This is a genomic window from Alkalibacter rhizosphaerae, from assembly GCF_017352215.1.
Lineage (GTDB): Bacteria > Bacillota > Clostridia > Eubacteriales > Alkalibacteraceae > Alkalibacter > Alkalibacter rhizosphaerae.
In genome coordinates this window covers 1,426,917-1,452,916 of record NZ_CP071444.1, presented here as the reverse complement: position 1 = coordinate 1,452,916, position 26,000 = coordinate 1,426,917, and the positions used below count along the sequence as shown (strand labels likewise).

Genomic DNA, 26,000 nt, shown 5'->3' with positions numbered 1-26,000 from the left:
TATATCATGGACCCCGGGTTGTTTTCCTTTTGTAGGCCTTGCATCAACCTTCTTTTTTCTCCTTGTTGGCTTTGATCCGCTGCATTTCCGTTTTGATGAAAGGAACAAAATAATTCATTCCCAAAATTGCAAAGGTGGTCCCCTCCGGAACCCATCCCCATAATCGGATAACCATTATAATGGTTCCTACACCGTTGCCAAAAATCAAGCGACCGCTGTCCGATTTGGGAGACGTGACAGGATCCGTAGCCATGAAGAATGCACCCAACATGACACTACCGGAAAATAGGTGGAACAAAGGATTCTGCCCATTCAACAATGCAATAACGGCAACGGCGGACAGCACGCCTGCCGGAATCCTCCAGTTGGCGTATTTCTTGTAGATCAGGTATGTAGCCCCCAGCAGAAGTGCCAGTGCCGAGACTTCTCCCATGCTCCCCCCTATGTTTCCAAGAAAAAGGTTCCAAATGGGCGTTGTAGCACCCGTGTCTCTGAAAATCCGCAAGGGCGTTGCCGTCGAGACCATGTCCACCGGTGCCAGCCAGGGAGTCAGTGCCGTGGGAAAGGCCAAAATAAGAAACAGTCGTCCGAAAAGAGCCGGATTGAAGAGATTCTTAGGGAATCCCCCAAAAGCCTGTTTACCGACAACGATCCCCACGGCAGCCGATGCTGCAATGACATACAAAGGAGTGGATGGAGAAACGGACAAGGCCAGAAGCGTAGCCGGTTACCATTGCGCTTCCATCCTTGATCGTATACTTTCTCTTGAATAGAAATTGAAATAGTGCTTCCGAACCTACTGCAACCCCAACGCTGACCAAAATCAGCAAAACCGCTTTCTCGCGAAAAAAATAAACCGCCAGAAGCGTAGCCGGTATCAGTGCCAGGAGCATGCCTTTAAACATTTTCATCATGAAACCTCCCATTATCTGCTTTTTTAGGTTATACCCCAAGGTTGAATTGGAAATCACTGAAAATATTTCTACCGAACATTGAATACCATTGCCATTTTCACTTCTCTGTGTTAAAATATTCCTTGCGTCGGGGTGTGGCTCAGCTTGGTAGAGCGCTTGGTTCGGGACTAAGAGGCCGGAGGTTCAAATCCTCTCACTCCGACCATTTTTATGCACGAAATTAAAAACAAAGGGTTTTCATTGAAGAATGTCTTCAACGAAAACCCTTTTTCTATTTCTTCCTTGTTACAGAACATTGACTACTTTTTTATTGTTTTACGATAAACTTATGTTACAATTCGATAAAAAGGAGGTTTTTTCTATGAAATGGTTCCACCAACCCGCATCAAGAATACTGTTGATCGTTTTTCTCCTGTCCATGACTCTTGTCGGTTGTTCTCCACCAACAAATTCGAAGCAGGAAAGGGACGGCCAGTACCTTGTCACCGTGGTCAACAACACCGACGAGCCTGTCTATTCCGTCCAGTTTTCCATGGATACCCGATCCGGTGGCGCAATCAATGCAAACGGCACTCCCATCGAAAAGGGAGAAGATCTGACTTTTGATTTTGACATTACAGAAAAGAGTGCCCTCTGGACCATTCTTGGTGATGACGATCAGGTCCTTGCCCGCCAGCAGGTGGACTTTGACTTTGATGATCACAAAGAAATGGTGCTGGTGATTGAAGGTGTGGATGGAAGCATGACCTTGCACAGTAAGCAACCATAGCTGTTTGCTTACTCCAAATCTGTAATGATCCCGCTTTCAAGAGCCTTCTTGTACATCTCCTGGAAAGCAGCCTTCGCTCCGTCCCCGAACCCCATGGATGAGGTTTCGATGAAGCTGTCGTATATGAGTTTTCCCTTGAACGGCAATAGGACGGTCTCGATCTGCAATGGCAATTTCTGGTCAAAAGCAAATGCGATGGAATGGGTGATCCCCTTGATCCCGTAGAGCTGGTCTTCTCCATTTTCATTCGCGCCAATGGCCACCGCAAAGTCCGGCTGGTATTCCAGGATGAAAAACATGCCTTTTATATGTTTGTTTCTCCAAGCGCTGAGTATTTCGATCCTTTCCTTTGAGAGTTCGGTTTCTGCAATATATTCATCGATCAGCTCCGGGTTTTCCCACAAAATCTCCCGTACTTTGTAGATCTGTTCTTCTGGTGTGGTGTTGGGAAAATCCGGTTTGATCGTTGCTTGAATTACATGCTTTCGTTCATTGACAAAATGCATCAAGCCATACCATATCTTGTAAAATTCGATGCCTTCTTCCCTGCTTAAATGGGCTGTCTTCAAGTTATCCGATTTTGCGCAGCATTTCTTGTATTTCTTGCCGCTGCCGCAGGGACAGGGATCGTTTCTTCCAACTTTCTGCTTTTTTACCACCTCAAATTCCATGGCAGTGTTGTCTCGTGGGCGTATTTGCTGTTGCATTTCTTCCGGTGTCCATCCCTTGTTGAGCCAGGTACGGGTATTGTTTTTGGCCGTCATCAGCATGTTGATGAATGCATGAAACTGATCTTCCCTGCTAAAGACAAGATCGTAGCGATCCAGGATGGGACCCAATTCACTGATGCCGTTTCCATAGGTGAAATAATCTTTCACCTCGTAAAATCCGTTTGTCGTATTCATGGAATATCCGAAAGTTTCCTGCATGAAGCGGTATACATCCCACCAATGATCGTTGTCTGTAAGATCGCCTTTCTCGTATTCCAGGAATTCGTTTTTTTCCGGTACATAACGGGACTTTCCTGCCTGATGTTCCAACAGCCTTTCCACTTGCTCGAAATCGTCAAAAAACCAGTAATGGACCAGATGATCCTTGTAGAATCCGTACCAGCCGTCCTTCAATACCAGCGGCAACAAAAGAACATAAAGTTCTTGGCTGGTCGTCTGTTCCGTGTTTTGATCGTTGAATATTTTTACAAAGTCTTCCCGGGAGATGGCACCATACAATTGGACGGCCGCTTTTGCGTAGGTGTTGAGAAGTTTACGGGTCCCGGCCCTCCCATAAGGGCAGCGAACAACATCATCTTGACGGTTGTATTTTTCAAAAATCTTCTCAGCGGTTTTTTTATTCATGTCATCATCACTCCAATTTTCTTTTCTTTTTCTTTTGATATATCTTTGCTCCATCATCCCTAACGAATAATGGAATGGCTGTGGATATAGAATTCTTCCTGGCAGTCCAGGACCTTCTTCTCCATTTTTCCCAGGGTTTCGTCAAAGCGCTCCGCATCTTTTTCATCGATCTCCATGACTGGGCTGTCGTGATATACCCACTTTCTTCCGTCCAAAGCTCCGGGTTTGAGTACCTTGACCATCATGGCCGTAGGAAAGGTTCCGTCCTCCAGACAGATGTTGTATCTTTTGCAGCTCTTGAAACCGAGCCCCACGTAATTCTTCGGGCTGCCGAAGATCACAATGGTATCATGGCCCATCTCCATGGCCTTTTCAAAGGAATGCTCCATGAGCTTCTTCCCGTATCCCATCCTTTGGTATTCGGGCAAAATGCAGACAGGGCCGAAGGTGAGGATCTCTTTTTCTGCTCCGGCCTCATCCACCAGTTTCGCTTTCGTGTACATAATATTGCCGATGACCTGTCCGTTCAGCTCGATCACAAAGTCCAGTTCCGGAATGAAATCTTCGTGGGATCGCATGATGTGGACCAGATAGTGTTCCACACACCCGGGCACATACAGGTTCCAAAATGCCTTTCTTGTGATCTCTTCCACTCTTTGATGATCCTTTTCTTCTTCGTTTCTGATGTGCACTTTCCTGTTCATGAACAAACCTCCGCTTCTATAGCTGCAACGTTGTTTTATCATTGTCTTATCATTAGACTAACATATATATGGCAGGCAGCAATACCAGTAACCAGAAATTTTTCCATTTCCGATCATTATGAAGCAAATATCAATCTAAAGCTTGATTACAAATTTGTAAATGAAAAATATATATAAATTTACATTGACACGAGAATCTTAGCAAGCTATAATTATAGCATGATAAATAACCGCCATGGACGGTTATCTATACCTCGGTAAAAGCGATGCGCACGCTTATATCAATAAACTGATTTGGTACTCCATTTTCGACTATTGTACTAATTCAAATTTTAAAAACAGAAAGGCGGGTATTTTTTATGGATCGCGAAAGACTTACGAATTCGGAAGTCAACAGATTTGGTATTTATGGATTCATGTCCATGTTTGGTATTATGATCCCTATGATGTATTTGACGATTTTCATGACGGAGCATCTTGGGATGGGCGCCGCACTGATGGGAACCATTCTTTTGGCAGCCCGGATCATCGACTTTTTTATTGGTCTAAGTGCCGGGGGCGTCATCGAAAGAACCAAAATGAAAAGCGGAAAGTACCGCTCCTGGTTCAAGCTTCTTCGTTGGGCTGTTTTGATTGGAATCACCATGCAGTTTTTCAACACAACGGCACTTCCTCTAGCCGCTCAAGTCGTCATTGTATTTATTGGTTATTTGCTGCTTCATGGCTCCATGGACTTTTTGGCGCCATCTCAATTCGGCGTTCTATCCATGATGGCCGGTCCAAACTTTGCGGACCGTAATCGACTCTCTTTTAGGAATGCACAATTTTCTGCCATCGGCCAAATCGTCGTTGCTGCTGCTGCACTTCCTGCCGTCAATTTTTTTACTCCTTTAGTTGGCGGAACTTATGCCTTCTCCATCGTGGCAACTACGGCAGCGGTCCTTTTCTTCATCGCCGCAACCTTGATCGTTCGCGTTTCCGAACCTTATGACAAGGGTCAACCAAAAGACGCCCCGGGCATGCCTGTCGTCACCTTGGGAGACATGGTCAAATCGGTCCTTACAAACGGACAACTGCTGGTTCTTCTGTTGGGTCAATCCTTGTTCCAAACAGCCGGACAAGTCGCCATGGGGATCATGACCTTCTATTTCATGTTCGTTCTGGGAAATCTGACACTGATGGCACTGGCCTTGACCATTACGGGACTTTTCGGTTTTGTCGGCAGCGTCATTGGTCCTAAAGTTGGTACCAAACTGGGCAAGAAATATGCCATGGTCGCCGGAATGCTCACCTATGGAGTCATGTCCTTTGGTATTGCATTCTTCGCCGCCAATTCTTTTATCATCTACATCGTTCTTCAATGCGCCAACACCATCGGAATGTACTTTTTCATGAGCTTTGGAAACTTGTATTTCCTGGACTGCGGAGAATATGGCTACTGGAAAACCGGAAAAGACAACCGAGCCGTTGCACTGGCCATGGGCAACATGCCCATTAAAATCGGTATGGCTCTTGGTGGAGCACTTGGAGCATACGGTCTTGCACTGATCGGCTATGTGCCGGGTATGGCCCCATCTCCGGAATTTGCCACAAAGTTCATGTACTTGTTCGGCGGACTTCCTGGTGGGTTGGCACTTGCTTCCGGTCTGATCATCTTGTTTGCTTATAAGTTGAGAGACGTAGACTGTGAACTGTATGCCAGAGAAAATGAAGATAGAGTACGGGCAGCTATGGCTGCTTCCGGCGAATAATCTTCTTCATCGACAAAACTACAATTGATCGTTGAAAAGACCCGTTGATTTTCTTCAACGGGTCTTTTAATGTTCTTTCAAGTTTTCATGGTATACTATCCACACGGAGGTGAGGGGAAATGAAAGGAAAATGGAGATCAGTGACAGGCTATGGTTTGCTTGCCATTGGATACCTGTTTGTCTTTTGGCTTCGCCAAGACCCTTTGCGAGTGGAAAACCTCTATTCCAGAGGTCTTTATCCAGTTTTGATGGAAAGATACAGCCGACTGGTGGGCCATTTGCCCTTTTCCCTGGCGGAAGCATTGGTTGTCCTCTTTTACCTGGGTGTGGGCGGATTGATCGTCTACATCCTGTATACTCTTATACGACGGAACTTGCCAAAACCCTTTCCCTTTTTTTCTTTTTTTAAAAAAATGATTCTTTTGGCAGCCTCTTTGTTTTTGATCTTTCAACTATCCTGGGGGCTGAACTATCACCGGGTCTCCTTTGCCGGACAGACCGACCTTTACGTGAGCCCCACCACGACGGAGGAGCTGGCCTCCTTGTGCCGGTCCCTGACCCGACAGGCAGTAGAACTTCGACAACAGGTCACAGAAAATGAAAAGGGGGTCTTTGTCCCGTCCAGATCCATGACGGAGCTTTTTCAGTCAGCCCAGGAAGGCTATGAGGCAGCAAGCTCTTTCTTTCCCATGCTCGCCGGAAACTACGGCACCCCGAAAGGGGTCTTTCTGTCCCACTTCTGGTCCTACATGGGGACCAGCGGCATGTACTTTCCACTAACGGGAGAGGCCAACGTCAACATTACCACTCCACCCTATATGATCCCGGCCACCATCACCCATGAAATGGCCCATCAGCACGGGTATGCCCGGGAAGATGAAGCCAACTTCATCGCCTATGTGACAGCCATTTCCCATCCATCTGCAGATTTTCAGTATTCCGGGACCATGCTGGCACTAAACAACGCCATGAATCAGCTCTACCGGGCCGATGCGTCTCTTTGGGAAGAGATCCGGGCGTCCTACTCCGAAGGCATGCTTCGGGACCTGGCGGACCACCACATCTACCGGGACAAGTACCAGGGATCCCTCTGGGAGACGTCCAACCGGGTCAACGACCGGTATCTGATGATGAACGACCAGAGCGACGGCGTTCAAAGCTACGGCCGCATGGTGGACCTGCTGCTGGCCCTTCGAAGACTGGACCCTCACACCTTTGACGGCAAGGAGATCAATCCCTCCTTTTGCCGACCTCCAGAAAGGGAGAGCCAAAAATCATCTTCGTGATCATCCAGGCGATCTCCTTCGGTTCCAATTCGTTTTTCTCCAAACTTTGCTCCAGCAGGGTAAATACGGCGCTGACCAGCCCTTCCACTACGTAATGCTGATAGGGTCCCATGTTGAAATTTCCCCGGTGGAGGGACCATACCAGGCCGTCCCAGATCCACCGCTGCAGTTTTCGATGGAAATATGGGTCTCCATGGGGAGACATCAAAACCACAAAAGTGAGGCGATGCTCCAGAAAAAACCGCACCATGGGAACCAGGGAAGCGGTGGCCTCCCCGTGATGGTTGGTTTTTCGAAAATCAAAGGGATGAAGGGCGTGGTTGTATTCCTGGAGCTTCTCCAGCAACCGATCCTCCAGCTCTCTTAAAAGCATTTCCATGTTTCCGTAATACAAATAGAAGGTGCTGCGATGGATCCCCGCTTTCCTGCAGATCTGCTGGACGGTGATCTTCTCATAATTGTTGTCCTTATAGAGTTGGATGAATGCATCTTCCATCCTTTTTTTAGTCCGTTTTTGCTTTTCCAGATTGTATCCCATACATTCCTCCTTGAAAAATTCGACACTGTGTGCATTTTTGTTCTTCTTTCTTATTGTACAATATTGTAAAATATAATCAAATAAAAGTTTGGGTGCATCTTGCCCATCTCAAGGAGGTCATTATCGTTTATGAATCCACAAACGCAAGAAAAAAACAAGTTGTTCGAAGATGTTTATGATGGAAAGATCCCAAAGCGGGCTCCCATCATGGTCAACGTGGACAACGCCTTTGCCCTGGAGTATGCAGGCATGGATCTGCGTACGGATCAGTTCAGCGTGGAAAAGAACCTGGAAGCCATCGACATCACCAGTCGGGATTTCGACAGCGATGTGGTCATGGGTCTCATGTTCCGACTTCCCTCCCTCTACAAAATTTTAGAAGCCAGAAACTTCATCATGGGAGGGGACGGATTCATCCAACACCCCAACGTCCATGGTCTGGAGATCGACGAATACGACGAACTGATCGCCGATGCCTACAAGACGATTTGGGAAAAAGTACTGCCTCGGCAATATCCTGCACTGGCCAAGGACAAGTTTGAAGCCAGCAAGGCCCTGACCAAAGCATTCTTCCATTTCTTTGCCACCATGGGTTCCATGGGACAGGGATATGCCGGCATTGCCGAGAAATATGGAAAGTCCACCTACTCCATTGCCAGCGGAGCCGCCACCGTTCCCTTTGACACCCTGGCTGACCAACTGCGATCCTTTACAGGGATCAGCTCCGACATCCGCCGGGTTCCGGACAAGGTCATTGCCGCTTGTGAAGCTCTGTTGCCATTGGCCATCAAAACCGGTTTGGGTCAAAACTCCAGCAAGTATAACCGAACCTTCATTCCCCTCCACATGGGACCCTACATGCGGGAGAAAGACTTTGCCAAGTTCTACTGGCCTACGTTCAAGGCTTTCGTGGATGCCTTGGATGAGAGCAACGTTGGATCCAACATCTTCGTGGAACAGGATTACACCCGATTCCTGGATTACCTGGGAGAACTGCCTGCAGGACAGTTGCTTCTGTTTGAATACGGCGATCCGAAAGACATTAAGAAACGCCTGGGGGACAAGCACATCATCTCCGGTTTGTACCCCCTCTCCAAACTTCGAAACGGCACCAAACAGGAGTGCGTCGACTACGCCAAGGAACTGATCGACATTCTGGCTCCCGGTGGAAACTTCATCTTCTCCTTCGACAAGTCCATCATCCGTCTCAACGATGTGAATCCGGAGAACATGAAGGCCGTCTGCACCTACGTCAAAGAAAACGCCGTTTATTAATAAAAAGGAGGTTCAAGTTCATGAGCAATGAAATGAAGTCTGAATACTACACGTCCATGGAAGAAGCCATAGAAAAGTACAACCTGATCCCGGAGGCCGTTCCCTTTGCGGCTGGTGACCTTCAAGGGACGGAAGAAATGTTCTTCGCCTTCACCATGTTTTTGATCAGCTGACAAGCATACGAAAAGCTCCCGCCGAAACGGGAGCTTTTTTTATTCATTATTTTCTCTCTTACACGCCGCCATGATGTTTGACCCATCCGGATGCTTTAGCGATCTCCATGACCACCAGGGGTACCAATGCCAGACCAAGTGCAATCAGGTACAGGTTCGTTGACAGGGTGATCAGGCCAAATGCAACGGACACGGGAGTGAAGACCACCAAGGCCATCAACGCCGTGGAAGTAAAGGTGGCCAGGTTCAACTTGCTGTTGGTAAAAGGTCCGATCTTGAACAAGGAACGGGCGCTGCGCATATTGAAGGATTGGACCACCTGGGACATGGCCAAGACGATGAAGGCCATGGTCTGTCCCCCGGCCAGCTCATCAGTCTGCTCGTATCCCAGATAAAAAGCACTCAAGGTAAGGATGGCAAACATGGTGCCCTGCAAAAGGATCTGCAGGCCGTATCCGTTGGCGAAGATCCCTTCCTCCTTGGACTTGGGCTTTTTGTCCATGATCCCCGGTTCGATGTTTTCCATCCCTAAAGCAATGGCTGGAAAGCTGTCGGTGACCAGGTTGATCCAAAGCAGCTGCATGGACAACAAGGGTGTCCTCTGCCAGATCAGCATGGCCAAGAACACGGTAAGCAGCTCCCCAATGTTGGTACCCAAAAGAAAGCCCACCACCTTTTTGATGTTTTCATAGATTCCCCGGCCTTCCCGGACCGCTTCTACGATGGTTGCGAAGTTGTCGTCGGTAAGGATCATGTCGGCGGCCCCTTTGGCCACTTCCGTACCGGTGATCCCCATGGCGCAGCCAATGTCGGCGGCTTTCAGGGCCGGTGCATCATTGACCCCGTCTCCCGTCATGGCCACCACCTGGTTGTAGCGCTGCCAGGCCCGAACGATGCGGATCTTGTTTTCCGGAGAGACCCGGGCATACACGGAGATCTTTTGGAGCCGCTGGTCGAATTCTTCTTCGCTCATCCGGTCCAGTTCCAAGCCTGTGATGGCGTCGTCTCCATCCTGGAGGATATCCAGCTGCTTGGCGATGGCGGATGCGGTGATGACGTGGTCTCCCGTGATCATCACCGGCTTGATGCCGGCGCTTCGACAGATCTTAACCGCTTCCTTTGCTTCCGGTCGGGGCGGATCGATCATCCCAACCAATCCCATGAAGATAAGATCTTTTTCCAAATCCTCGCTTTCCAGGGTCTCCGGTACCTTGTCGATCCTCTTGTATGCCACACCCAACACCCGCAGGGCGTTGCGGCTCATGTTTTCATTTTCCAGGGCTGCCTTCTCCAGATCCCCTTCAATGGATCGCTTGGACAGTTCGTCCATGGCCCCCTTGACGATCACAATGATCTCTCCGTCCATGTCGTGGATGGAGCTCATCATCTTTCGGTCTGAATCGAAAGGCAAAGTGGCCAGTCGGGGGTATTTCTCCAGGAGCTTTTCCTTGACGATGCCGTTGTGGCGGGCAGCCAGAACAATGGCGGTCTCCGTGGGATCTCCCATCTGTTTTTCTTCCCCGTCCTCAACGGAAACGGAACCTTCGCTGCACAAGGTGGCATAGGTCAACAGTTTTCGGGTATCGTCGCTGTTGTGGTCGGATATGTTCTCCAGATCTTCCATACCATCCACATAGGCTTTCATCAAGGTCATCTTGTTTTGGGTCAGGGTCCCTGTCTTGTCGGAACAGATGATGGATGCGCTGCCCAAAGTCTCCACGGCGGGCAGACGGCGGATGATGGCGTTTCTTTTTACCATTCGCTGGACACCGATGGATAGAACGATGGTGACGATGGCCGGCAGACCTTCCGGAATGGCGGAAACCGCCAGGGACACGGCGGTCATGAACAGGGCCATAAGTGGCAGCCCGCTAATAGCGCCAATGACAAAGACCACGGCACAGGCGGCAATGGCCACGATGCCCAGGTATTTTCCCAGTTGGGCCAATTTATCCTGCAAAGGCGTATTTCCCTGTTCTTCGCTTTCCAGCAACCCGGCAATGCTTCCCATCTGAGTGTCCATTCCCGTAGTGGTGACCACCATAAGGCCAGTTCCGTAGGTAACGCCGCAACCGGAAAAAACCATGTTTTCCCGATCCCCCACGGGGATCTCCTCATCAAATTCCGCCCGATGGTCCTTTTCCACGGGTACGGATTCCCCCGTCAACGCCGATTCATCCACTTTCAGGCTGGAGGACTGGAGGAGACGGCCGTCTGCCGGCACAAAATCTCCCGCTTCGATCTTGACCATGTCTCCCGGTACCAGATGGACGGAATCCACCACCTGTTCCTGGCCGCTGCGAATGACCCGGGCCTGAACGGCGGACATTTCCATCAATGCCTCCAAAGCCTGTTCCGCCTTGCTTTCCTGAATGACCCCCATAAGGGCGTTCAAAAATACGATAAGGAGGATCAGCAGCGGTTCAAAAAAGGCGCTGGAATGCCCTTCCGCCACAGCCACCCCGAAGGATATGGCTGCCGCCGCCAACAGGATCAGGATCATCACGTCCTTGAACTGGTTGAAAAAGCGCTCCCATATGGTGACCTTCTTTTTTTCCCTTAATTGATTCTTGCCAAAAAGTTCCGTTTTCTTTGCAACCTGTTCTTCCGTCAGACCCTGTACTTCATCGGTCTTCAGTCGCTCCAGGATTTCTTCCTTTTTTTCGTTGTAAACTGCCAAAGTTGCCGCCTCCCATGATTTCTGTTCTATTTTTTCATTCCCTATTTTTGCATCAACACAATTATATTATCTCACAGGGTGGACAAAAAACAAGGAAAAGACTGAGAATTCCCAGTCTTTTCCTTTTCAAGTCCTATTCCAGTTCAAACGCTCCGGTATAGAGCTGATAATACTTTCCGCCTTCGGCCACCAGCTTGTCGTGGTTGCCCCGTTCGATGATCCGTCCGTTTTCCAGGACCATGATCACATCGGCGTTTTGTACCGTGGATAGCCGGTGGGCGATAACAAAGACCGTCCGACCGTGCATCAGGGAATCCATCCCCTCTTGGACGATGGCTTCCGTCCGGGTGTCGATGGAGCTGGTGGCTTCGTCCAAGATCATGACGGGCGGATCCGCCACTGCCGCCCTGGCGATGGAGATCAACTGGCGTTGTCCCTGGGATAGGCCGCTGCCGTCTCCCGACAACTCCGTCTCGTAGCCGTGGGGCAGCATGCGAATGAAACTGTCGGCGTTGGCCATTCTGGCCGCTTCGATGCATTCCTCATCGGTGGCGTCCAGCCGGCCGTAGCGGATGTTTTCCATGACGGTGCCGCTAAACAGGTTCACGTCTTGAAGGACGATCCCCAGGGAGCGGCGCAGGTCCGCCTTTTTGATCTTGTTGATGTTGATGCCGTCGTATCGGATCTTGCCGTCGGCAATGTCGTAGAACCGGTTGATCAGATTGGTGATGGTGGTTTTTCCGGCGCCGGTGGCACCAACAAAGGCCACCTTTTGGCCCGGCTCTGCGTACAGGGTGATGTTGTGGAGGACCAGGTTGTCTTTCTCATAGGCAAAGTCCACATCGTAGAACCGGACTTCCCCTTTGAGTTCCACGTACTCGAACCCGCCTTGGGGAAGCGGTCTTTTCCAGGCCCAATGGTCCGTTCGCTGGTTGGTTTCCACCATCTGTCCGTTTACTTCCTTCATATAAACCAGGGTGACCTGCCCCTTGTCCACTTCGCTTTCCTGGTCCATCAACTTGAAGATCCGGTCTGCGCCGGCCATGGCCATAACGATGGCGTTGAGCTGCTGGCTGACCTGGGCCACAGGGTGGATGAAGCTTCGAGACAGCTGCAGGAAAGAAGCGATGGTCCCCAGGGTGATGACATCGATGCCCGTCAGGCTGATGTTGGTCCATCCCATGATGGCCAGCAGTCCCCCGAATACGGCAACGGCCACGTACATCAGATATCCCATGTTGCTCATGATGGGCATGAGGATGTTGGCGTATTTGTTGGCCGAGGTGGCATTTTCACACAGTTCGTCGTTTTTCACGTCGAATTCTTCTTCTGCTTTTCGTTCATGATTGAATACCTTCACCACACGAAGTCCGTTGATGATCTCTTCGATAAAACCGTTGACGTCCCCCAGGGATCGTTGCTGCTTCATGAAGTAGGATCCGCTTTTCCCGGCGATCTTGCCAATGATCCGAAGGATGACAAAGACAAAGAACAGCACAAACAGGGTGAGCCAGATACTCAGGGAGAGCATGGCCGCCAGTACGGAGACGATGGTCACCAGGGAAGAAAAGGCCTGGGGCAAGCTCATGGCCACCATTTGACGAAGGGTGTCCGTATCGTTGGTGTAGTGGCTCATCAGGTCTCCATGGGAATGGGTGTCAAAATACTTGATGGGCAAGGTCTGCATGTGGGAAAACATTTCGTCCCGAATGGTTTTGAGGATCCCCTGGGCCACGCCCACCATGATCCGATTGTAGAACAAGGTGGCTGCTACACCGATCATGTACAAGGTCCCCATCATCATGATGGCCCGCAGCAACCCGGCAAAATTCGGTACGGCTTCCAACAGCAGTGGTGTGATGTAATCGTCGATGAGGGTCCGCAAAAACAGGGATGCCGCTGCAGAGGTGACCGCACTGACGATGATGCAAAGCGCCACCAGCAACAGGGAAAACTTGTAGGCTTTAAAGTAGGTCAACAGCCTTTTGACGACCTTCATGTCCGGTTTTTGCAGTTTCCCGAATCTGGGTCCGCCTCCCGGACCTCTACCAGGTCCACGCCCTGGTGGGGGAGCCATGGGTTTTTGTTCTTTTCGTTGCTCACTCATGGAGGCTGCCTCCTTTCACCTGAGACTCGTACACTTCTTTATAGATCTCGTTGCCTTCCAGCAGCTCCTGGTGGGTCCCTACGGCTTGGATCGTTCCATCGTCCATAACGATAATCATGTCCGCATCTTCTACGGAAGCGACTCTTTGGGCGATGATCAGTTTGGTGGTATCCGGCAGGGAATGACGCATGGCCCTTCGGATCTGGGAATCCGTCTTGGTGTCCACCGCACTGGTGGAGTCGTCCAGGATCAGGATCTTCGGTCTTTTCAACAAGGCCCTGGCAATGCAAAGCCGTTGTTTCTGGCCTCCTGAAACGTTGCTGCCGCCTTGTTCGATGTAGGTGTCGTATCCATTTTCAAAGCCCTGGATGAACTCGTCGGCCTGGGCCAGTTTGCAGACTTCTTCGATCTCTTCGTCGGTGGCATTTTCGTTTCCCCACCGGATGTTGTCCTTGATGGTTCCGCTGAAGAGCTGGTTTTTCTGCAGTACCACGGCCACTTGGTCCCGAAGGGACTTGATGTCGTAGGATCGAACGTCTTCCCCTCCCACTTTTACAGAGCCGGAATTGACATCGTAGAGTCTGGGGATCAGGGAGATGAGGCTGGTCTTGGAAGAACCGGTCCCTCCCAGGATCCCCACGGTGGCTCCCGACGGGATGTGGAGGTCGATGTTTTTCAGCACCAGCTTGTCTGCGTCTTTCGTATAGGTGAAGTCAACATTCTGAAAATCGATGGATCCGTCGGTGACGGTTTCCAAGGGATCTGCTGGATTTTTCAGATCGCTGTCTTCGTCCAGCACTTCCACGATCCGTTCGGCGGATGCCCTGGAAATGGTGATCATGACAAAGACCATGGAAAGCATCATCAAACTCATGAGGATCTGCATGGTGTAGGTGAACAGGCTCATAAGCTGTCCTGTGCTCAGTCCCACCAGGGGATTGTTGCCGCTGGCCACCACGGCCCGGGCACCAAACCAGGAAAGGAGGAGCATGGAACCGTACATGCAAAATTGGACAAGGGGCATGTTGAAGGCCAGTAATTTTTCCGCCTTGGAAAAATCGTCGTAGATCATTTTTGACGTATTAAAAAACTTTTCCTTTTCATGTTCTTCCCGGATGTAGGATTTTACCACCCGGACGCCGTGGAGATTTTCCTGGACTACGTTGTTGAGCTTGTCGTAGATCTTGAAGACCCGCTTGAAGATGGGATGGGCCCCCCGCATGATGAACCAGAGTCCGATCCCCAGTACGGGCATGGCCGCCAGAAAGATCAGGGACAGTCTGCCGTTGATGCGAAATGCGGCAGCCAGGGAAAAGACCAGCATGATGGGACTTCTGGCCGCCATCCGCAGGATCATCTGAAAGGAATTCTGTACGTTGGTCACATCCGTGGTCAATCTGGTGATGATGGAGGATGTGGAAAACTTGTCGATGTTGGCGAAACTGAAACCCTGTACATTGTAGAACATGTCCTTGCGCAGGTTTCGGGCAAATCCCGCCGCCGCCGTTGCCGAGGTTTTTCCGGCCCAAACGCCGAAAAACAGGGAAACCAGTGCCATGACGATGAGGAGAAGCCCCAGTTTCAATACCATGGGCATGTCCCCGGCGTCGATGCCGTAGTCGATGAGGTAGGCCATGATGAACGGGATCATGACTTCCATGAGCACCTCGAACATGACCAATACCGGTGTCATGACGGAATCTTTTTTATACTGTCGGATGCTTGCCGCCAATTTTTTTATCATTTGCGTATACCCCCTTTGTCGATCGGTAAATAAAGCTTCATGCTTCTTCCTGGAAAGCGTGCTCCAGATTTTTTTTCATGCGAACGATATAACTGTGAAGGGTCTTCAACTCGTCGGGATCAAAACCGTCCGTCAGGTTGCTCTCCATCTTTTGCAGATCTTCTATGATTGCGTTGTGCATGTCCAATGCCGTCTGGGTCAATACCAGTTTCTTCAAGCGGGCGTCTTCCGGCACGCTGACCCGGCAAAGCATCCCTTTCTCTTCCATCCGCTTGATGACTTTCGATGCGGTGGAACGGGTCACGGAGAACTGTTTTTCCAAATCCTTTTGATAGATCTCCCGGTGCTGATTGTCTGCCAGGAAGGCAATGATCCAGCTGTTGGTCCCGGTGACGTTCTTGGCGCTTTGGTAGTTGTTGAGATTTTCGACGTAGCGTTTGATCACATTGTTCAGGGATCGCAGCTCTTTCCCGATGCTTTTTTTCTCCACGGTCACCCTCCTTATATTTTGTTTGATATGCAACATTATATGTTTTATTTTTAATGTTGTCAATATCCTGCAGGAATTTATTTTTCCACAGCAAAAGGCCTCCGACGATTCGGAGGCCCCTTGCTCGTTATAAGAGAGATATTGATCTTGTCCTTTATCCATGGAGATGGGATCCCCACCCAGGCAGTAGGCAGCTGCCAACAGAACCCAGTTCTGTTCATGACTAAAGTCCTACTTGAATTTTATCAAATTATGAAGAGAATTGCACCTATTATTAGCAGAATATTCAAATATTTTAACATGTATAATTTATTGAAGAATCCCGGATTGTTTCAAACTTTTCCATCCCCTCTCGTGAAGGCATAATCTCATGGATTAATTCCCCCTTCTTTGTTACAATAGGTAGGGATATTTAGCCCATGAAAAAAATTGCATCGCCTCGGAGGTTCCAATGACCAAATTTCAAGCACTCCTACTCGACATAAAAGACAAACAATTTTACAAAGCCATGCTGGCCATTGCTCTGCCCGTCATGCTCCAAAGCTTCATTTCCTCCTTTATCAACATGGTGGATACGGTCATGGTGGGAAGACTGGGTGAGGTGGAGATCGCCGCCGTGGGCATCGCCAACCAGTACTTTTTCTTTTTCATGATGTTTCTGGTGGGCCTTTGCGGCGGAGTCAGCGTCTTCATCGCCCAATACTGGGGAAAAAAAGACATCGAAAGCATTCGGAAGGTGTTGGGATTGGGGGTCGTCTCCATTGCCATCGTTACCGCCTTGTTCCTGGTGGTGGGATATGCGAACCCTACCTGGGTCATCTCCCTATTCAGCAACGATGCCACGGTCCTTCGCAGCGGATCTTCCTACCTGGTTGTCATCATGATCGGCTACCTGTTTACGGGGATCACTTTTCTATACAGCTTTTCCCTCCGATCCATCGGACAAGCAAAAAAACCACTGATGGTCAACATCGTGGCTTTGTTTTGCAACGTCTTTTTAAACTATACCCTGATTTTCGGAAAGTTCGGCGCTCCCGCACTGGGTGTGGTGGGTGCCGCTTGGGCCACCCTCATTTCCCGAGTTTTGGAAATGGTGATCCTTCTGCTGGTGGTCTATGCCAAAGACGGTCCCTTGCGGGCTTCCTTCAAGGAACTGTTCCACTTTGATCTTGCCTATGCAAAACGGGCCTACCAGACCATACTTCCCGTCATCATGAACGACATCTTCTGGGGGCTGGCCAGCCTGGTCTACATCGCCGTCTACGGCCGATTGGGCACTCAGGCGGTGGCTGCCATCCAAATCGTCAACACTGTCAACAATCTGTTCATGGTGGTGGCCTTCGGCCTGTCCAGTGCGGCGGCGGTCCTTATCGGAAACGCCATCGGCGCAGGCGAGGAAGACCGGGTCCATGCCTTTACCCGAAAATTCATGATCTCTGCCGTGGAGGTCAGTTTGGTCATGGGAGCGATCCTGGCACTGACCTCTCCTTTGATCCTGAATTTCTTTGAGGTCTCCCAAACGGTCCGAACCAGTGCCCAGGCCATCCTCTACATGACCTCCATCATCTTCTTCATCCGGGTCATGGGGATCATGCTGGTGGTGGGGATCCTTCGCGGAGGCGGAGATGCCGCCCGGGCCCTTCTCATCGAAGGGTTCACCATGTGGTGCGTCGGGGTGCCCATGATCCTGCTGGGGGCTTTCGTATTGAAGCTGCCCGTTCATTTTGTCTACGCCCTGGCCATTTCGGAAGAGATCGTGAAAGTGATCCTGAGCCTGGCCCGATTACGCTCCGGAAAATGGATCAAGAACCTGACATAGGTACCAGGACGCCCGCTTGTCCACATCCAGTACCTCTACGGAAGCGAAACAGCTTTTCATCAAGTGGGCGCAATCCCGCATTTCCCCTTCCGCCTTTTGAATAAATCGAAAGTAGTCTCCCCCTCCAGCCACTCGATGAAGTTGGTCAGGGGGATCTGTTTTTATTGTAGTCGTAGACGATGACCATGTATTTCGCCAACCGGCCCATCTCCCGGTAGAGGATCTTTCGCTGGTCTTCTTCCAATCCGTGGGCCACGTAGGAGGTGATGACCACGTCAAAAGACTTGTCTTCAAAGGGCAAACCCGCAAGGGCGTCTCCCTGCTGGTAGTGGATGGTACCGGCCGGGTTTCTCTTTCTGGCGATCTCCACCATCTTGACGGCGGCATCCACCCCGGTCACATCCAGGCCCATCTCATCCATGACGCTGCACAAGGCCCCTGTCCCGCACCCCACATCCAAAACGCTTTGGTGGCGGCCCAAGTCAAAGGTGGGTTTTGCCTTTTGGATGATCTCCCGGTATTTTTTTCGCTGGCTCTGATAAAACAGCCCATAAACGGGAGAGATCCGGTTGAACAGCCGGTTGCTTTTGTTTTCTGCCATGAAAAATCACCCCTCCAGGATCTTCACAAAGAAGTTTCGCCTTCTGGGTCCGTCAAATTCGCAAAAATAGATGCTTTGCCACATGCCCAGTACCATTTTGCCAAAAGTGACGGGAATGGTTTGGGAAGTTCCTACCAAAGTGGCCTTCATGTGGGCCGCCGTGTTGCCTTCTCCATGCCGGTAGGCAGGGTCCTTCCATGGGGAGATCTTTTCCAGGCCGTAGAGCAAATCGAAGACCACATCCGGATCCGCCCCTTCGTTGATGGTGATCCCCGCAGTGGTATGGGGACAATAGACCACCACCATCCCTTCCTTCACCTGGGATCTTTCCACCAGTTGGCGGACCTGATCCGTAATGTCCATCCATACGCTCTTTCCAGTTGTGTGCACCACGATTTTTTCCAGCATGACCCTTCCCCCCTTGTTTCTTCTATGCTACCATCCTTACCCGATTTGAAAGGATCCAACACAGGAGGCGAAAGAAAAAGAGCTCCTCTATGCAAGAAGCTCCTCCAATGCGTGCAGCAATATGTCCATTTCCCCATCCGTTCCGATGGTGATCCGCAAATAGTTGTCGATCCGGGGCTTGTTGAAGTAGCGAACCAAGACCCCCTTTTCCCGCAGCCCCTGAAAGAGGTCTTTGGCAGGGTGACTCTTGTGGGTGACAAAGATGAAGTTTGCTTCCGATTCCACCACGTTAAAACCCATTTCCTCCAGCTTTTCCGTCACCCGGCTTCGGGTCTCCATGATCAGGTGTCGGGTCCGTTGAAAGTGGCTTTCGTCGCAGATGGCAGCCACCGCTCCCGCCATGGCCAATCGGTCCACCGTATAGGAATTGAAAGAATTCTTCACCCGGTTCAACCCGTCGATAAGGGTTTCGCTTCCCACCGCATATCCTACCCTAAGTCCTGCCAGGGACCGGGACTTGGACAGGGTCTGGACCACCAGCAGATTGTCGTATTCTCTGACCAGGTCCACCACGGATTCTCCGCCAAAATCAATATAGGCTTCATCCACCAGGACCACGGATTCTTCATTGGCCCTGATGATCTTCTCCACGTCCTCCTTGGACAATCCCCTTCCCGTTGGTGCGTTTGGATTGGCCAGCAGGATCCCTGCAGGAGGCGTCTCCTCTTTTGCAAGTTTCACAAACTCCTCTACGGGGATCTGGAAATCCTCATCCAAGGGGATCTCCCGATAGGTGCAGTGAAAAAGTTTGGCATATACGGGATAAAAACTGTAGGTGATATCGGCAAATGCCACTTCCCGGTCTGTAAAAAAAGCGGGAAAGGCAAAACCCAGCACTTCATCGGATCCGTTTCCTACAAAAAAGTTTTCCGTTTCCAGTTTTGGCGATCCGTAGGACAGCCGGCTGTTCCAATAGGTGGCAAGGACTTCCTTCAACTCCGTGTTTTCCGGGTCCGGATACAGCCGTAGCCGGTCCACTGCTCCATGGATGGCGGCAAGGACCCGATCCGATGGAGGATAGGGATTTTCATTGGTGTTGAGTTTGACGTAGACCTTGTCCACCGGTTGCTCTCCCGGCACGTAGGGTTCCAATTCCTGTGCCAACCGGCTCAACATGTTTCTCATCATCATCCATTCCTTTCAATCTCCGGATCCTTCTCCCCAGCGATACCGCTTGTTTTCCCGCAGAACATCCAGCTGACAGTTCATGCAAAGTCCGTTGTGGCAGCAGATCACATCGCCGCAGGAGGGACATTGCCAGACCTTTTCCTGTTCTTGCAGAAAAGCATCCAATCCCCTGGTTCGAATGGATTCCAGATTTTCGATCATGCTCATATGATACTTGTTTCTATAGCGCTTATCAAGAGCTTTTAGCCGCTTGCAGGGATATTGTTCACATTGGAAACAAAATCGGACCTGGCCCTCTGCCAGGAGCGTGCAGGAATTTCCAAAATGGGTACAATTTTCCCCCGGGGGATGCACCCGGGACAAGGCGCCCGGTGAAACCCTTTCTTGGTCAGATCTTTTTCATACATTTGATAGTTGACGCACAAGCGGCAGTTCATGCCGCAAGGTGCGATCCCTTCCTCTTTCATATCGACCCTCCGATCCAATAGATCACCCTGCAGCGTATTGAGGCATCAGGCTGCCGTATTTCAAAAAATAGGCCAGAACCACCAGGATCCCTGGCAGCATGAATAAAAACCATTTCCAGATGACCTTGCTGCGAAGGGTGTAGATCTCGTCTTTTTCTTTCTTGCTGGTGCCGACAAACTCCCATCCTCCGGATCTCATGCTGGCGGTACCTGCCAACATCCCCAGACCGATCACCGGATAATTCCCCGCCACCAGAACATGCCAGTCCTCCATGACCACCGCTGCGACGTAGATGGCGACCTGGGCGACCAGGCCGATAAACAATGCTTTTTTCATGTTGTCTCTTCTCCTTCCTTCCACCGGTAGTAGAATACGGCCAACTGGGTCCGATCCCTCAGCTCCAACTTGTCCAAGGTGGTGCTGATGTAGTTGCGGACCGTCCCTTCGCTTAAAAACAGGACGGCGGCGATCTCCTTGTTGGAAAGGCCCTGGGCCACGTGGTAGAGGACCTCCCTTTCCCGCTCCGTCAAGCCGTAGTCCTCCAGATTCTTTTCATGGTCTCCGTGCAGCAGACCGGGGATCTTGTCCATGATCTCGCTTCCGAAGATGTTTTGTCCCATGTGGACCAGCTTCAGGGAGGGGACGATGCTATCGAAGCGCTGTTTTAAAATGTAGCCTTTGGCCCCCATCCGCAGGGCCTTGACGATGTACTCGTCGTCGGAAAAGGTGGTCAGATAGACGATCTTTCCCTCCGGATGGCGCCTTAAGATCTCCTCTCCCGCCTGGATCCCGTCCATCTGCTCCATACGGATGTCCATAAGCAGAATGTCGGGCCGATGGATCTCATAAAGGGTCAAGGCCTCTTCTCCGCTTTTTCCCGTAGCCGCCACTTCCATCTCCGGATCCGCCTGCAAAATGGTTTTTAAGGACAGGCTCACCAATTCGTCGTCGTCAACGATGATCACTTTCATGGATCTCCTCCTTCGGTAGTGTTACAAACAGGGTAAAACCCCGTTCCTGTCGAACCAGAAATCGTCCCTTCAGGGCGTCCACCCGTTGCTGTATGTTTTTAAGTCCGATGCCTTCGTCTCTTTTGATCTTATGAATCGTGCCGTTGTCGGAGATCCTCAACTGATAGAACCCCGGGTGTTCCATGAACACCACCTCCACCCGGCTGGCATTGGAGTGCTTGATGATGTTGGAAAGGCCTTCCTTCACCATGGCGATGACGGCATATTTCAAGGGGCCTTGGGGATGGTTGTCCACTTGGATGGACAGGTCGATCTCGCAAAAGTTGAACTCCTCCGCCAGGGAAACCAGTTGGGCATCCAGGTCGATGGACCGGTCATGAAGGTCATGGACGCTGGTGCGGATGTTGTCCATGGCTTTATCCAAGGTTTTTTTCAAGGTTTGAAGACCTTCCACCTGAGGTTGGGTCACCAGGAGGGCGCCAACCTGCAAAAGGGCGCTGGAAAGCTGATGGCCCACGTTGTCGTGGATCTCCCTGGCGATGCGGTTTCGTTCATCCAGGGTGGCCATATGGATCTCTCCGTCCTGTTTTTCCAACAGGAGCTGGTTTTGCCGTTTCGTATCGTAGGTCAGCTGCCGGTGGGCGTCTTCCAGTTGCTTTCGGGATCCTTCCAGATCGCAGCAGCGGATGGTCCGGTTTTTCAACAAGACGGCCACCAGACCCAGAAGGATCACCCCTGTCAGCTCCCGGTTCCCCCCTGTCAGGTAATAGACCAGGGGCCAGGCCGCCAGCAGCCGCCAGGCCGTCTTTTCCCCAGTGTAGAGGCCGTAGAGGATGGAAGGCAGGAAATAACAAAGGGAAACTTCATAGAAGCATGCCAGCCCATAGGCAAATCCCACCAGGCTTCGAAGCAGGCCCTCTTCCAGATAAGTGATCAGACCCAATCCGATGATGGAAACCAGGATGGGGGCCACCATAATGGATGTCTGGCGAAACACGCCAAAGAGGACCAGCCCGGTCCCGTATAAAATGATCCGATCCGTATAGTCCCACCGACTCATTGACATTCCTCCATTTTCTCATTTTAGTGTACCATGAACCTTCCCCTTCCACAATCCGAACAATATGACAAATGTCATGGACCCTTCTGATAAACGTCACTGGCGAGACGGTCCTGGTGGGAGTACAATAAAATCAGCAAGAAGAAAGCGGGAGGGATCGTCATGATCGTGAAAGTAAAAAATTTAGTAAAACGCTATGGAAATCTGCTGGCCTTGGACCATTTGGATCTGGAGGTGCGGGAAGGGGAAATATTCGGATTGCTGGGACCCAACGGCTCGGGAAAAACCACCGCCATCAACTGCATCCTGTCCCTGCTCCAGTACGACAAGGGGGAGATCCAGGTGTTTGGTAAAGCCATGACGCCGGAATCCTACGACAGCAAGCGAAACATCGGCGTGGTGATGCAGGAAGTGGCCGTTTTCAACGAACTTACCGTCTATCAGAACATCGACTATTTCTGCGGCCTTTACATCACGGACAAGGTCGCCCGAAAAGCCCTGGTGGATGAAGCCATCGCCTTTGTAGGCCTTCAGGATTTCGTCAAATTTTATCCGAAAAAGCTAAGCGGCGGATTGCTTCGCCGTCTCAATATCGCCTGCGGCATCGCCCACAAGCCCAAGCTGATCATCTTGGACGAACCGACGGTGGCCGTGGATCCTCAAAGCAGGAACAAGATCCTGGAAGGGATCGTGGAATTGAACCGACAGGGAGCCACCATCATCTACACCTCCCACTACATGGAGGAGGTGGAGCAGATCTGCAGCCGGATCATGATCCTGGACAACGGCCGGGTCATCGCCACCGGCACCAAGAACGAACTGAAGGATCTGATCAGCCTGGGTGAAAAGATCACCGTGGAAGCCTTCGACCTGGAAGATGGCATCATGGCCCGGTTGAAGAAAATGGAAGGGCTGGTCTCCAGCGATTACGACGGCCGTCATCTGGTGGCCCGCTTCCAAAAGGGAAACGGCAACCTGGAGCGGATGTTGGAGTTCATCAAAGGGGAAAACATCGGATTTGGGAAGATCCACACGGAAATGCCCACCTTAAACGATGTGTTTCTGGAGATCACCGGCAAGCAGCTGCGGGATTAAGGGGGAGAAGACATGTTCAAGCACCTTTTTACCTATCGATTGAAGGTTTTGCTTCGGGACAAAGAGACCATCTTCTGGACCCTCCTCTTTCCCATTGCACTGTCCCTGTTTTTCTACATGGCCCTGTCCGGTCTTCGAAATGTGGGCGGATTTGAAACCATCTCCATCGCCCTGGTTGAAGAGCAGAACAACCCCACCTTTGAAACCGTGCTGGAGTCCCTGTCTACCGGGGAAGACCCCATGTTCGACATCCGGGAATCGACCCTGGAAGAGGCCCGGGACTTGCTGGAGGACAGCACCATCTCCGGCATCATCCAGGTTTCCGATACTCCCTCCCTGGTGGTCAACACCTCCGGCATCCGCCAGAGCATTTTAAAAAGTTTTCTCGACGAATACCTGCAGACCAGCAGCACAGTGGCCCGGATCCTTCAAGAAGACCCATCCACCGGCCCCCGGATCGGCCAGGTCATTGCCCAACGAATGGAATACACCAAAGATGCACCCATTTCCAAGGGGGAATACAACATGGTCCTGGGATACTACTATGCACTCATCGCCATGACCTGTTTTTACGGCGGTTTTCTGGGCATGGCGGAAGTCAACCAGATCCAGGCCAATCTTTCCAAGCGGGCAGCCAGACTCAACATCGCTCCCGTCCATAAAATGAAGGCCTTCCTTTACAACTTGAGCGCTTCCTTCCTGATCCAGCTGGTGGAAATGGGATTCTTCCTCGCCTTTCTCCTCTTTGTCCTGAAGGTGGACTTTGGAGACAAGACGGGATGGATCCTGCTGACCACCCTGGTCGGCGCCGTCACCGGTTTGAGCTTCGGAGCCTTCATTTCCGCCGCTGTCAAGGGAAGCGAAAACACGAAAAACGGGATCTTCATCGGCGTCACCATGCTGTGTTCTTTCCTGGCCGGATTGATGTTTCATGAAATGAAGTATCTGGTTCAAACCAACGTGCCCATCCTGGCACGGCTCAATCCCGTCAACCTGCTGGCCGACAGCTATTACTCCCTCTACGTATTTGATTCTCTGGACCGGTACTTTCAAAATCTGGCGGGTCTATTGATCTTCACCCTGGTGTTCTCCCTGGGGACCTACCTGATCATAAGGAGGCGTAAATATGCAAGTCTTTAAACTGTCCATGAAAATATTGAAGAAGAATGCATCCACCATGTCCATCTATTTTGGGATCTTCATTCTGGTTTCCATCATGATGATGTCTTCCTCTTCCACCACCAGCCCGGGAGTATTTCAGACCACCAAAACCAGAGTCGCCTTTTTCCCTCAGGAAAATACCGCCCTGGTCCAGGGACTGAAGGAGGCCCTTTCGGAAAATGCCGTTTTTGTCTCTCTGGAAGACGACCCGGAAGCCTTGCAGGATGCCCTGTACTTTCGCCAGGTGGAATACATCCTTCGGGTTCCCCAAGGATTTACGGAAGGCTTCTTGTCGGGCGAACCGGTGCAGCTGACCAAAACATCCATCCCCGATTCCACCACCAGCGTCTACATTGACATGAAAGTGGACCGCTACCTCCAATCCGCCCGGACCTATGCCACCCTCCTACCGGATCTGGCACCCCAGACGCTGGCAAACTACGTATTGGAGGACATGACCAAAGAGGCGGAAGTGACCTTTGAAACAGGCTCGCCACAAGAATACACCGGCAGCAGCATGCAGTTCTTCTTCAACTACATGTCCTACACCTTCATGTTCGTTTTGATCCTGGGGGTATCCATCCTGATGCTGGCAACCAACGATCCCAACATCAAGCGGAGAAATGCCTGTTCCCCCATCAAGGCGGGCAGCGCCAACCTGCAGGTCTTCCTGTCCATCCTGGTGTTTGCCCTCATTGCCTGGGTCCTGCTGGTAGGGTTGAGCCTGTTCTTCGGACGAAAGGAACTGGGAAATCCCAACACGGTCTACTTTGTCCTCAATTCCCTCCTCTTTGCCGGGACCACCGCCGGGGTCAGCTACCTCATCGCCAATCTGGTCAAAGGTCGGGAATCCATCGCTGCCGTGGCCAACATCGTCACCCTGGGTTCCAGTTTCATCAGCGGCGTCTTCGTACCCCAGGAACTGATCAGCGAATCCGTCCTGCGGATCGCCAGCTTCCTGCCCACCTATTGGTTCGTCCGGGGCAACCGGTTCATCTCCACCATGGTGGCCTGGGGGACGGACCCACCCAGGGACTGATCCAGTCCATGCTGGTACAAGCCGCCTTCGGCGTCGCCTTCTTCGTATTGGCCCTGGTGGTAGGCAAACGCCGCCGCATGGCTCTGGAAGAATCCTGATCAAAAAAACTTCCTCGCGGGATGGATCCCACGGGGAAGTTTTTCATATTGTTTCCGATCTACAGCTCTTCCGACACTTCCAGTTCCTGAAGGAGGGCCAGGAGATTTTCCATCTCTTCTGCCGTAAAGGTGATGCCTTTGCCCATTTTTTCATGGTCCGGGCCCCACTCCCTCACATCGTATTTCGGATCCCGGTCGTTCCATCGGATCAGGTTCAGCTCCTTGGTCCATCCACGGGCGTTTTCCGACAGGACACCGATCTTTTTTACGATCTCGTACTTAAAATCTGCCATTGTTATCTTCCTT

The 26,000-nt window shown here is 51.0% G+C and carries 27 protein-coding genes and 1 tRNA gene; 10 read left to right on the top strand and 18 right to left on the bottom strand.

Translation table 11 applies throughout. The features are described 5' to 3' along the window. Positions 1 to 43 precede the first annotated feature (43 nt). Both J0B03_RS07315 and J0B03_RS12330 read right to left on the bottom strand, forming a co-directional pair. On the bottom strand, positions 44 to 685 hold the full coding sequence (locus tag J0B03_RS07315) for an RnfABCDGE type electron transport complex subunit D (protein ID WP_256436443.1): 642 nt from the start codon (positions 683 to 685) through the stop codon (positions 44 to 46). Continuing rightward, positions 639 to 911, bottom strand: coding sequence for an RnfABCDGE type electron transport complex subunit D (locus J0B03_RS12330; RefSeq protein ID WP_207298984.1), 273 nt, complete (start codon positions 909 to 911; stop codon positions 639 to 641). The genes J0B03_RS07315 and J0B03_RS12330 overlap by 47 nt, the downstream gene beginning before the upstream one ends. Positions 912 to 1,042: 131 nt before the next feature. Here J0B03_RS12330 and J0B03_RS07305 point away from each other — a divergent pair. Then, a tRNA-Pro gene (locus tag J0B03_RS07305) sits at positions 1,043 to 1,119 on the top strand. A 156-nt stretch (positions 1,120 to 1,275) separates the two neighbouring features. Further along, positions 1,276 to 1,683, top strand: a complete 408-nt coding sequence (locus J0B03_RS07300; RefSeq protein WP_207298983.1) for a hypothetical protein — start codon at positions 1,276 to 1,278, stop codon at positions 1,681 to 1,683. Between the two features lie 8 nt (positions 1,684 to 1,691). On the opposite strand, the gene J0B03_RS07295 is transcribed toward J0B03_RS07300, so the two are convergent. Both J0B03_RS07295 and J0B03_RS07290 read right to left on the bottom strand, forming a co-directional pair. Then, positions 1,692 to 3,038: a YecA family protein gene (locus J0B03_RS07295; RefSeq protein ID WP_246798091.1), complete on the bottom strand. Its 1,347-nt coding sequence runs from the start codon at positions 3,036 to 3,038 to the stop codon at positions 1,692 to 1,694. Between the two features lie 59 nt (positions 3,039 to 3,097). After that, positions 3,098 to 3,742, bottom strand: a complete 645-nt coding sequence (locus tag J0B03_RS07290; RefSeq protein WP_207298981.1) for a GNAT family N-acetyltransferase — start codon at positions 3,740 to 3,742, stop codon at positions 3,098 to 3,100. 359 nt (positions 3,743 to 4,101) lie between these two features. Between J0B03_RS07290 and J0B03_RS07285 the strand changes: the two genes are divergently transcribed. Next, positions 4,102 to 5,493 (top strand): MFS transporter, encoded by a 1,392-nt coding sequence (locus J0B03_RS07285; RefSeq protein WP_207298980.1) that lies wholly within the window; start codon positions 4,102 to 4,104, stop codon positions 5,491 to 5,493. A gap of 119 nt (positions 5,494 to 5,612) precedes the next feature. Then, the gene (locus tag J0B03_RS07280) at positions 5,613 to 6,779 is read left to right on the top strand and encodes a DUF3810 domain-containing protein (protein ID WP_207298979.1); all 1,167 of its coding nucleotides are present in this window, start codon (positions 5,613 to 5,615) and stop codon (positions 6,777 to 6,779) included. Here the strand turns inward: J0B03_RS07280 and J0B03_RS07275 are convergent. Then, positions 6,724 to 7,317, bottom strand: a complete 594-nt coding sequence (locus J0B03_RS07275; RefSeq protein ID WP_207298978.1) for a TetR/AcrR family transcriptional regulator — start codon at positions 7,315 to 7,317, stop codon at positions 6,724 to 6,726. The genes J0B03_RS07280 and J0B03_RS07275 overlap by 56 nt on opposite strands. A gap of 129 nt (positions 7,318 to 7,446) precedes the next feature. Between J0B03_RS07275 and J0B03_RS07270 the strand changes: the two genes are divergently transcribed. Next, entirely contained in the window at positions 7,447 to 8,592 is a 1,146-nt protein-coding gene (locus J0B03_RS07270; protein WP_207298977.1) for a uroporphyrinogen decarboxylase family protein, read from the top strand. A 20-nt stretch (positions 8,593 to 8,612) separates the two neighbouring features. Then, complete coding sequence (locus J0B03_RS07265; protein WP_207298976.1) at positions 8,613 to 8,765, top strand: hypothetical protein; 153 nt, start codon at positions 8,613 to 8,615, stop codon at positions 8,763 to 8,765. A 58-nt stretch (positions 8,766 to 8,823) separates the two neighbouring features. Here the strand turns inward: J0B03_RS07265 and J0B03_RS07260 are convergent, their stop codons facing one another. The 4 genes from J0B03_RS07260 to J0B03_RS07245 all read right to left on the bottom strand — a co-directional run bounded on the left by J0B03_RS07260 (position 8,824) and on the right by J0B03_RS07245 (position 15,786). After that, a complete protein-coding gene (locus tag J0B03_RS07260; RefSeq protein ID WP_246798090.1) occupies positions 8,824 to 11,445 on the bottom strand; it encodes a calcium-translocating P-type ATPase, PMCA-type in 2,622 nt (873 codons plus the stop codon). Between the two features lie 133 nt (positions 11,446 to 11,578). After that, positions 11,579 to 13,552, bottom strand: a complete 1,974-nt coding sequence (locus J0B03_RS07255; protein WP_207298975.1) for an ABC transporter ATP-binding protein — start codon at positions 13,550 to 13,552, stop codon at positions 11,579 to 11,581. Next, entirely contained in the window at positions 13,545 to 15,296 is a 1,752-nt protein-coding gene (locus J0B03_RS07250; RefSeq protein ID WP_207298974.1) for an ABC transporter ATP-binding protein, read from the bottom strand. The genes J0B03_RS07255 and J0B03_RS07250 overlap by 8 nt, the downstream gene beginning before the upstream one ends. Positions 15,297 to 15,333: 37 nt before the next feature. Beyond that, positions 15,334 to 15,786, bottom strand: coding sequence for a MarR family winged helix-turn-helix transcriptional regulator (locus J0B03_RS07245; protein WP_207298973.1), 453 nt, complete (start codon positions 15,784 to 15,786; stop codon positions 15,334 to 15,336). 451 nt (positions 15,787 to 16,237) lie between these two features. Between J0B03_RS07245 and J0B03_RS07240 the strand changes: the two genes are divergently transcribed. Continuing rightward, positions 16,238 to 17,605, top strand: coding sequence for an MATE family efflux transporter (locus J0B03_RS07240; RefSeq protein WP_207298972.1), 1,368 nt, complete (start codon positions 16,238 to 16,240; stop codon positions 17,603 to 17,605). A 145-nt stretch (positions 17,606 to 17,750) separates the two neighbouring features. Here the strand turns inward: J0B03_RS07240 and J0B03_RS07235 are convergent, their stop codons facing one another. The 8 genes from J0B03_RS07235 to J0B03_RS07200 form a co-directional block, all read right to left on the bottom strand. Then, positions 17,751 to 18,206: a class I SAM-dependent methyltransferase gene (locus J0B03_RS07235; RefSeq protein ID WP_207298971.1), complete on the bottom strand. Its 456-nt coding sequence runs from the start codon at positions 18,204 to 18,206 to the stop codon at positions 17,751 to 17,753. A gap of 6 nt (positions 18,207 to 18,212) precedes the next feature. Continuing rightward, positions 18,213 to 18,614 carry a secondary thiamine-phosphate synthase enzyme YjbQ gene (locus J0B03_RS07230; RefSeq protein WP_207298970.1) on the bottom strand — a complete coding sequence of 134 codons (402 nt, stop codon included), beginning with the start codon at positions 18,612 to 18,614 and terminating at the stop codon, positions 18,213 to 18,215. A gap of 87 nt (positions 18,615 to 18,701) precedes the next feature. After that, on the bottom strand, positions 18,702 to 19,799 hold the full coding sequence (gene hisC / locus J0B03_RS07225) for a histidinol-phosphate transaminase (protein ID WP_207298969.1): 1,098 nt from the start codon (positions 19,797 to 19,799) through the stop codon (positions 18,702 to 18,704). Between the two features lie 15 nt (positions 19,800 to 19,814). Further along, positions 19,815 to 20,009 (bottom strand): hypothetical protein, encoded by a 195-nt coding sequence (locus tag J0B03_RS07220; RefSeq protein WP_207298968.1) that lies wholly within the window; start codon positions 20,007 to 20,009, stop codon positions 19,815 to 19,817. Between the two features lie 35 nt (positions 20,010 to 20,044). Beyond that, positions 20,045 to 20,269 (bottom strand): DUF3795 domain-containing protein, encoded by a 225-nt coding sequence (locus J0B03_RS07215; protein ID WP_207298967.1) that lies wholly within the window; start codon positions 20,267 to 20,269, stop codon positions 20,045 to 20,047. Positions 20,270 to 20,291: 22 nt separating this feature from the next. Next, the gene (locus J0B03_RS07210) at positions 20,292 to 20,606 is read right to left on the bottom strand and encodes a hypothetical protein (RefSeq protein ID WP_207298966.1); all 315 of its coding nucleotides are present in this window, start codon (positions 20,604 to 20,606) and stop codon (positions 20,292 to 20,294) included. Beyond that, on the bottom strand, positions 20,603 to 21,241 hold the full coding sequence (locus tag J0B03_RS07205) for a response regulator transcription factor (protein WP_207298965.1): 639 nt from the start codon (positions 21,239 to 21,241) through the stop codon (positions 20,603 to 20,605). The genes J0B03_RS07210 and J0B03_RS07205 overlap by 4 nt, the downstream gene beginning before the upstream one ends. Continuing rightward, positions 21,222 to 22,301 (bottom strand): sensor histidine kinase, encoded by a 1,080-nt coding sequence (locus tag J0B03_RS07200; protein ID WP_207298964.1) that lies wholly within the window; start codon positions 22,299 to 22,301, stop codon positions 21,222 to 21,224. Before J0B03_RS07200 ends, J0B03_RS07205 begins: the two co-directional genes overlap by 20 nt. Positions 22,302 to 22,463: 162 nt before the next feature. On the opposite strand from J0B03_RS07200, the gene J0B03_RS07195 reads away from it, so the two are divergent. From J0B03_RS07195 to J0B03_RS07185, 3 genes are read left to right on the top strand one after another with little or no spacing between them, the layout of a single operon-like run. After that, positions 22,464 to 23,396 (top strand): ABC transporter ATP-binding protein, encoded by a 933-nt coding sequence (locus tag J0B03_RS07195; RefSeq protein ID WP_207298963.1) that lies wholly within the window; start codon positions 22,464 to 22,466, stop codon positions 23,394 to 23,396. A 12-nt stretch (positions 23,397 to 23,408) separates the two neighbouring features. Then, entirely contained in the window at positions 23,409 to 24,536 is a 1,128-nt protein-coding gene (locus J0B03_RS07190; protein WP_207298962.1) for an ABC transporter permease, read from the top strand. Next, positions 24,523 to 25,596, top strand: a complete 1,074-nt coding sequence (locus J0B03_RS07185; RefSeq protein ID WP_207298961.1) for an ABC transporter permease — start codon at positions 24,523 to 24,525, stop codon at positions 25,594 to 25,596. Before J0B03_RS07190 ends, J0B03_RS07185 begins: the two co-directional genes overlap by 14 nt. Positions 25,597 to 25,753: 157 nt before the next feature. On the opposite strand, the gene J0B03_RS07180 is transcribed toward J0B03_RS07185, so the two are convergent. After that, complete coding sequence (locus J0B03_RS07180; protein WP_207298960.1) at positions 25,754 to 25,987, bottom strand: YdbC family protein; 234 nt, start codon at positions 25,985 to 25,987, stop codon at positions 25,754 to 25,756. Between the last annotated feature and the right edge of the window lie 13 nt (positions 25,988 to 26,000).